7 protein-coding genes are annotated in these 6,485 nt (G+C 68.4%); 2 read left to right on the plus strand and 5 right to left on the minus strand.

The window, feature by feature from the left end:
* On the minus strand, positions 1-635 hold a 635-nt coding region (locus ACWGIC_RS29905; protein WP_452079257.1), incomplete at its 3' end, for an FMN-dependent NADH-azoreductase.
* Between the two features lie 69 nt (positions 636-704).
* Here ACWGIC_RS29905 and ACWGIC_RS29910 point away from each other — a divergent pair.
* Positions 705-1,562 (plus strand): sigma-70 family RNA polymerase sigma factor, encoded by an 858-nt coding sequence (locus tag ACWGIC_RS29910; RefSeq protein WP_452079258.1) that lies wholly within the window; start codon positions 705-707, stop codon positions 1,560-1,562.
* A 68-nt stretch (positions 1,563-1,630) separates the two neighbouring features.
* On the opposite strand, the gene ACWGIC_RS29915 is transcribed toward ACWGIC_RS29910, so the two are convergent.
* The 3 genes from ACWGIC_RS29915 to ACWGIC_RS29925 all read right to left on the minus strand — a co-directional run bounded on the left by ACWGIC_RS29915 (position 1,631) and on the right by ACWGIC_RS29925 (position 3,886).
* Complete coding sequence (locus tag ACWGIC_RS29915) at positions 1,631-2,059, minus strand: BP74-related protein (RefSeq protein WP_452079259.1); 429 nt, start codon at positions 2,057-2,059, stop codon at positions 1,631-1,633.
* Positions 2,060-2,390: 331 nt separating this feature from the next.
* Complete coding sequence (locus ACWGIC_RS29920) at positions 2,391-3,116, minus strand: alpha/beta fold hydrolase (protein WP_452079260.1); 726 nt, start codon at positions 3,114-3,116, stop codon at positions 2,391-2,393.
* Positions 3,117-3,511: 395 nt separating this feature from the next.
* Positions 3,512-3,886 (minus strand): hypothetical protein, encoded by a 375-nt coding sequence (locus ACWGIC_RS29925; RefSeq protein WP_452079261.1) that lies wholly within the window; start codon positions 3,884-3,886, stop codon positions 3,512-3,514.
* 184 nt (positions 3,887-4,070) lie between these two features.
* Here ACWGIC_RS29925 and ACWGIC_RS29930 point away from each other — a divergent pair, with 184 nt between their 5' ends.
* Entirely contained in the window at positions 4,071-5,456 is a 1,386-nt protein-coding gene (locus tag ACWGIC_RS29930) for a helix-turn-helix domain-containing protein (protein ID WP_452079262.1), read from the plus strand.
* Here the strand turns inward: ACWGIC_RS29930 and ACWGIC_RS29935 are convergent.
* Positions 5,446-6,264: an alpha/beta hydrolase gene (locus ACWGIC_RS29935; protein WP_452079263.1), complete on the minus strand. Its 819-nt coding sequence runs from the start codon at positions 6,262-6,264 to the stop codon at positions 5,446-5,448. The two genes, ACWGIC_RS29930 and ACWGIC_RS29935, sit on opposite strands and share 11 nt — an antisense overlap.
* Between the last annotated feature and the right edge of the window lie 221 nt (positions 6,265-6,485).

Genomic DNA, 6,485 nt, shown 5'->3' on the forward strand with positions numbered 1-6,485 from the left:
GCGGCGGCCAGGTCCTCTAACCCGTCCAGCGCCGGGACGTCGCCGACGCGAGTGAACTCCTCGGCCACGAACGCCAGCCGGTCCGGTTCGACGCCTTTGTCGCCGAGGTAGGCGCGCAGATACGACGCCTGGAACTCGAACTTCTCCCGCGGCGCGCCAGGGCCGTATCCGCCGCCTCGCGCGGCGACGATCACGAAGTCCTTGTCCGCCAGGAGTTTCCGGCCGCTCTCCGGATCCACGAACACTCCGGGGAAACTGATCCGGTCGATCCACGCCTTGAGCGTCGCGGGAATGCCGAAGTTGTACATCGGCACCCCGAGCAGCACGGCGCGGGCTTCGCGCACCTCGTTCACCAGCGGCAGCGTCAGGTCCCATTCGCGCTGTTCGTCGTCGTCCGCGATCAGCGCCGCGATGTCTTTCAGCGACAGTGCTCCCTTGCGTTCGACGCGGCGGCCGAGCCGCGCGTACGCCTCGCGCAGCGGCGGCACGGGTTCGGCGGAAACGTCGCGATAGCGCACCGTCCCGCCGCCTCTGCGCCACTCCTCGGCGAACAGCGCGCCCAGCCGCCTGCTCACCGACGCTTCGCGGTCGGCGCTCGAATCCACGTGCAGCAGGGGCGCTAGCATGACGGTCATCCGGTTCCTCTCGTCCTTGGTCCTCGGGCCGGCACTCCCATGACGGATCGAGACGGGAAAAGGTGACCGATGGACGACGCACTGGCGCGGCGCTTCGAAAACGAGCGCCCGCGGCTGCACGCGCTGGCCTACCGCATGCTGGGCTCGTCAGCCGAGGCCGAGGACGTCGTGCAGGAGACGTGGCTGCGGCTGAACCGCACGCCCGGTGCCGACAACCTCGGCGGCTGGCTGACGACCGTCGTGTCGCGGCTCTGCCTCGACGCGCTGCGGGCCCGGCGGGAAACCCCGGTTTCCGAACTCCCCGACGCCGCCGGGGGCGACGTTCCCGAGGACGAGGTCCTGCTGGCCGGGGAGGTCGGACGCGCGCTCCTGGTGGTGCTGGACCGGCTCGCCCCGCCCGAGCGGGTGGCGTTCGTGCTGCACGATCTGTTCGCGGTGCCGTTCGACGCGGTCGGGCCGATCCTCGACCGCACGCCCGCCACTGCGAAGAAACTCGCCAGCCGGGCGCGGTCGCGGGTGCGCGGGGTGTCGGCGGTGCCTGCCGCGGAACTGGCTGAGCACCGGGAAGTGGTGACGGCGTTCTTGTCCGCGGCCCGGGGAGGGGACATGGCGACGCTGCTGACCGTGCTGGCGCCGGACGTCGTGCGGCATACCGATCCGGCGATGCTGCCGCCGGGCGCCGCTGCGGTGCTGCGCGGGGCGGGCGAAGTCGCGCGGGGCACGAAGCTGTTCGCGGGGAATGCCCGCCTCGCCGAACTCGCGCTGATCGACGGGGATGTCGGGCTGGTGCTCGCTCCGGCAGGACGGCTGGTGGGGGTGCTGAAGATCGAGGTTCACGGCGGTCTGTTGCGGGGTTATGAGGTGATCGTGAGTTCTGAGCGGTTGACGAGGATCGAGATCGCGACGCTTTCCCGCGGGGCTGCATAGGTCGTTATACACCCTTGTTCGACGGAAACGGCGGGGGACGGCTTCGCGGCCGTCCCCCGCCGGACCGGTCAGTTTTCCGGGGTCACCGAGAGGACTTTGATGGTCCACGGGCAGTACTGCCGGACTTTCCATTCGTCGGGGTTGCTGACTTCGTGCGGCTGGCCGTCGCACGCTTCGATCGTGGTGTCGGCCCAGTGGAAGGTGGCGGGGTCGATGTGCCAGTCGTATCCGGTGTTGACGCCCGAGGAACCCCGGACGATGTCGCCGACGGGAATTCCCGGATGCGTGGCCTGGCCGTTCATGAGTCTGACCGCCTGGTCCGCGTCGGACTGCTTCAGCAGTTCGACCCGGTAGACGTCGCCGCTGGAGAAGACCTGGATCGTGGCGATGCTGGCACCGGCCTGCTGGGCGGGCACGGCGGCCATCGCCGAAGTGGTTCCCAGCAGCAGCGCACTCGTGGCCGCCGCACCGGCCACAACCGCAGTGAGCGTACGCATGTGCAGATCCTCCCTGTTGTTCTTCTCTGGGCGGTTTGCCGCCCGCGTTCCGACCGTAGCGCCGGCCCGCCGGGGAGGAATCAGTTTTCCGTGCACTTTTCCTGCATATTAGACCCGACAAGGAGAACCGCCAGGACGGGCAGTTTCGCGATATTTCCGGCAGATCGGGACTACCTGCGGGAAAGTAACCTAAGTTGCGCTGTTTGTTCCTTTTTCGACTGCGGAAAACGCAGCGCAAACGCCAAGGAGCACATGAATCCTCATTCACATCATCTCGTGCTGATCCTCCACAGTGGACTGTTCCGCCAGCCGATCGCGCGGTGCGGCCGCGTCAGTCCCTCCCGGCCTGGACGATCTTCTCGGCGAGCAGCCGGGGATCGGTGAAGACGGCCTCGTGGCTGCCGGGCAGCTGCACCAGCCGGTGCAGGCCGAGCCGTCCGGACATCCGCGGGTGCCATCCCCATTCGCCGGGAGGCAGCGCGGTGTCGTCGGTGCAGTTCAGGAAGCTTTTGGCGATCTCCAGCCGGGAGAACCTCGACAGGTCGAGCCGGTCGAGAAAAGGCTGGTAGGGCGTCGGCGACAGCCGCCGGTACGCGGCCGTCGCGCTGTCGAGATCGGCGTCCTGGATGAACGCCTCCCGCCAAATGGGGAACGGCAGCGTCACCGTGTTGTCGGCCGATCCCCTGGCCAGATGTGCGAACAACTCGCGGTAGTGCGGCGGAAGATCGTCCTCGACGCTGGTGCCCGGCCTCGGCACGAAGGCGTTCCAGAACACCAGGCGACGCAGCCGCTCCGGGATTTCCTCGGCGACCCGTGCGATCACCGTTCCGCCGAAGCTGTGCCCGACCAGCACGACGTCCGTGAGATCGCGGTCCACGACGAACCGCTGGATCGACCGCACGCAGTCGTCGTGGTGAACCGCTTTGTGCGCGCCTTTGCCGTGACCGGCGACAGTCGGGCTGTACGCGAGGTGACCGAGTTCTTCCAGCCGGGAAGCGACCGCGTCCCAGGCCGAGCCGTCGTGCCAGGAACCGTGCACGAGAACGAACGTGATCATGATCGAGCCTCCGGATGTGGATGTGCGGAACAGGGCGAGAGGAAGACGGCGGTTCGCGGAGAAGACCGACCGGCCGGCGAACCCCCGGCAGCGAGCGGCAGCTGCGCCGGGCCGACCATCGCTTGCCTGTCTGCATCCCGACGCGAGGGGAGGCTAGTAGCGGCCCCAGGGAGCGGTCCCGGACCCGGTCCCGCGCCGCGACGACGCGCGGCCTGCCGCTGGCACGGCCCCTCAGGAAGCGATCCGGGACGGCGTGACATATGCCCTCGCCCGCGGGGATTCGCTGGTCGCCGCGGATCGGGCAAGCGTGAGGCCTGCCCCAGCCCAGGGGAGGTGGCGTGCCGCGCCAGGCTGGGGCAGGCATAACGGTGCGGTGAGCGATGGGCGGGACGCTCCTAACCGCACCGAGCCTTAGGGTGGTTCATCCCTTTTCCCGGTTTTCGGTTCTCCGGAAAGACGATGGTGTCCTCGACCTTCGGAATGACGTCGGTGTCGTCCTCCGAGCCCTTTCCGGCGCGTTCGGCGGCGGCCTCCTCGGCCGTCCGGCGGAATTCGGCCAGCCGGGCCTGTTCGATCTCGGCCTGGACCTCGTAGTCCAGCCGGGCCTGGAGGTCGCGGACCGTCGGCCGTCCGCGCGGGGGCGGGATCGGCCGGCGGGCCCGCCACACCCACATCGAGACCAGTACCAGCAGCAAGAGCACGCAACACACGATCACCACCGCCGGACGGCCGGTGCGGGTGGCCTCGCCGAGTGCCGTTGCTGCCTTCATGCGACGCACCTCTCAGCTTCGGAAGTGTCTTCGCTCTGCCCCACCACCATGCGGCCGGGCAGTGGCCTGGACCAGCCAGCAAACCGGGCGAAAAGCGGGCGGCAACCGAGCGAATCGCCTTGCCTCGCACACGGTGACCTGCGGTAATCTGACGACCCCGGTTCGTGGCGAAGGGGTGTCGCCCATGGGCGAACGGCGAGAAGGACTTGTCCGGGCACGCAAAGCGGCGAACCTGACGCAAGAAAAGCTCGCCGCACTGCTTCCCGCTGACGAGAAAAGCATCCGGGCCTGGGAATCCGGACGTTCCGAACCGCGCCCGTGCCGGCGCGACCGGCTGGCCCGGCTCCTGCGCATCAGCCCCGCCCGGCTGGAGGAGCTGCTCCGGGAGGGCACCGCGCCGGACTTCCGGGGGCCGCCGGGGCCGTCCAACGTCCTGCTCCCGGTCATCGTGGACGGGCGCCCGGTCGCGCTGCCCCTCGACCGGGCCACCGTCGCGGCCAGCGTTCTGGGCCGGCTCGTGCCCGCCCCCGGCGACGCGGCCCCGCCTGCGGTTCCGACTACAGAATGGGACGCCATGAGCCCGCTCAGTCGCCGCTCACTGCTCAAAAACGGCCTGCCGGTCGCGGCTTTGCCCGCGCTGGGAATAGGCAGCGCCGAGCACGTCGCGCGAGCGCTGGAGAATCCGCGGAGATACATGGACAAAACCGTCACGCATTATTTCCGGCGGCAGCTCGACCAGTACAAATACGAGGACGGCGAAAGCGGTCCGGCGAAAACCCTTCCGATGACGCTCGGCGTGCTGGACATCATCGACCGGATCGCCCGCGACGCGACCGCCGAGGATCAGCGGGACCTGCTGCGCATCGGTTCGGAGGGCGCGGAGTTCGCCGGCTGGCTTTACCGGGACCGCAGGCAGCGGGAGGATTCCCTGTACTGGCACGACCGCGCGATGGAATGGGCGCAGGCGGCGGGCGACAGCGCGATGCAGGGCTACATTCTGCTCAAAAAAGCCCAAGTCGCCTACGACGAACGCGATCCGCGGCGCATGCTCATCCTCACCAGGGCGGTGCGCAGCGGCCCCTGGTCGCTCCCCCAGCGGCTCCAGGCCGAAGCCGCGCAGCAGGAAGCCCGCGCGGAAGCGATGCTCGGCGCGACGGCCGATCAGGTCAACCGGAAACTCGACGTCGCCTGGAAACTGCTGGACGAGGCCGGGCCGGTCGAATCGCCGCTGGGCGCGCACTTCAACGCGACCCTGCTGAACATGCAGACCGCCATCTGCTACACCGAAGCGGGCGAACCGCGCCGGTCGGTGGAGCTGTACGAGAAGACGTTGAAGGAAACCCAGTTCTCCCGCCGCGATTACGGTTTCTTCTTGTCTCTCATGGCAAACTCGCTGGCCCTTTCCGGCGAACCGGACCAAGCAGCCAGAACCGGCCTCGCCTCCGCGCATCGCGCGGCGGAAACGAACTCCCGCCGCACCAAGGAAGAACTGCGCCGGGTCGTCGAAGTGCTCAAACCGTGGCACAACCGCCCGGACGTCCGGGAATTCCGGGAGGCGCTCAACGGCTGAGCCATTCCCGGACTTCGCTGATCACCTGCCCTTGCCATGCTCGCGTCCGCGGATCGGCGTATTCCGGGTCGTTGTGCACCGCGAAGCCGTGCTGCGCCCCGTCGAGCTGGATCAGCCGGTGTTCGCAGGTCAGCTCCCGGTCGGCCGCCCGCGACGACTCGACGGGGACGAAGGTGTCCTCGGTGCCGTGCACGATGAGCGTCGGCGCGGCGATGCGAGGCAGGTTTTCGCGGACCTCGAACCAGAACGCCTCGTTGAGCAAGGCGCGGCCGAGCCGGAAACCGGGCCCGTGCAAGAGATAGTTCTGCTTCTTGAGTTCGGCGGCCTTCTCGTCGTCGAGATAACCGTCCGCGGACCACTCGGCTTTGTCGTCGACGAACCGCTTGCGGTAGTCGAGGAGCGGGTTGAACAGCACGAGCCGCTCGACGTCGTCCGGCCGCTTGGCCACGTAGTGCGCCGCGACGCCGCCGGAGAAACTGGCCGCCGCGAGCGACGTGCGCACGCCAGGGACAGCGCCGGCCAGGTGCTCCAGGCTGCCGCGGATCACGTTGAGCAGAGCGGAAAGCGTGAGATCCTCTTGACGGCCTTCGCTCTCGCCGTGACCTGGGAGGTCGATTCTCAAGGAAGCTGTCCCCGCCTCGGCCAGACCGGCGGCGAGCCGGGTGAAGAACCCGCCTTCCTCGCGGGTGACGCTCGCCCCTTGCACGAGCAGCACCGCGCGGCGGCCTGCGCCGTCCGGCTCGGTGAGGGTGGCGGCCAGATCGAGGCCGTCCGGTGTACGAACTGTCCGATAGCTGTCGCGCGACATGGACACTCCCGGAGTTGTCGTCACCCCCCAGTGTGTCAGGTTCACGCGATCGGGGGCGGAATTTTCCGACGGTGTAACGAAGCAGACAGTTGGCCCGCGTGCGGCAGGTTCCTCGCTCCCGCAGAAGTGCGGGGTGGGGGCCGAGGGTGTGATATATGATAAGACAGTGGCGTTGAGCGGCGCGACCGCGGCGGACTGTTAAAAAATAAAAGACCAACACA

The organism is Amycolatopsis sp. NPDC054798, from assembly GCF_053611505.1.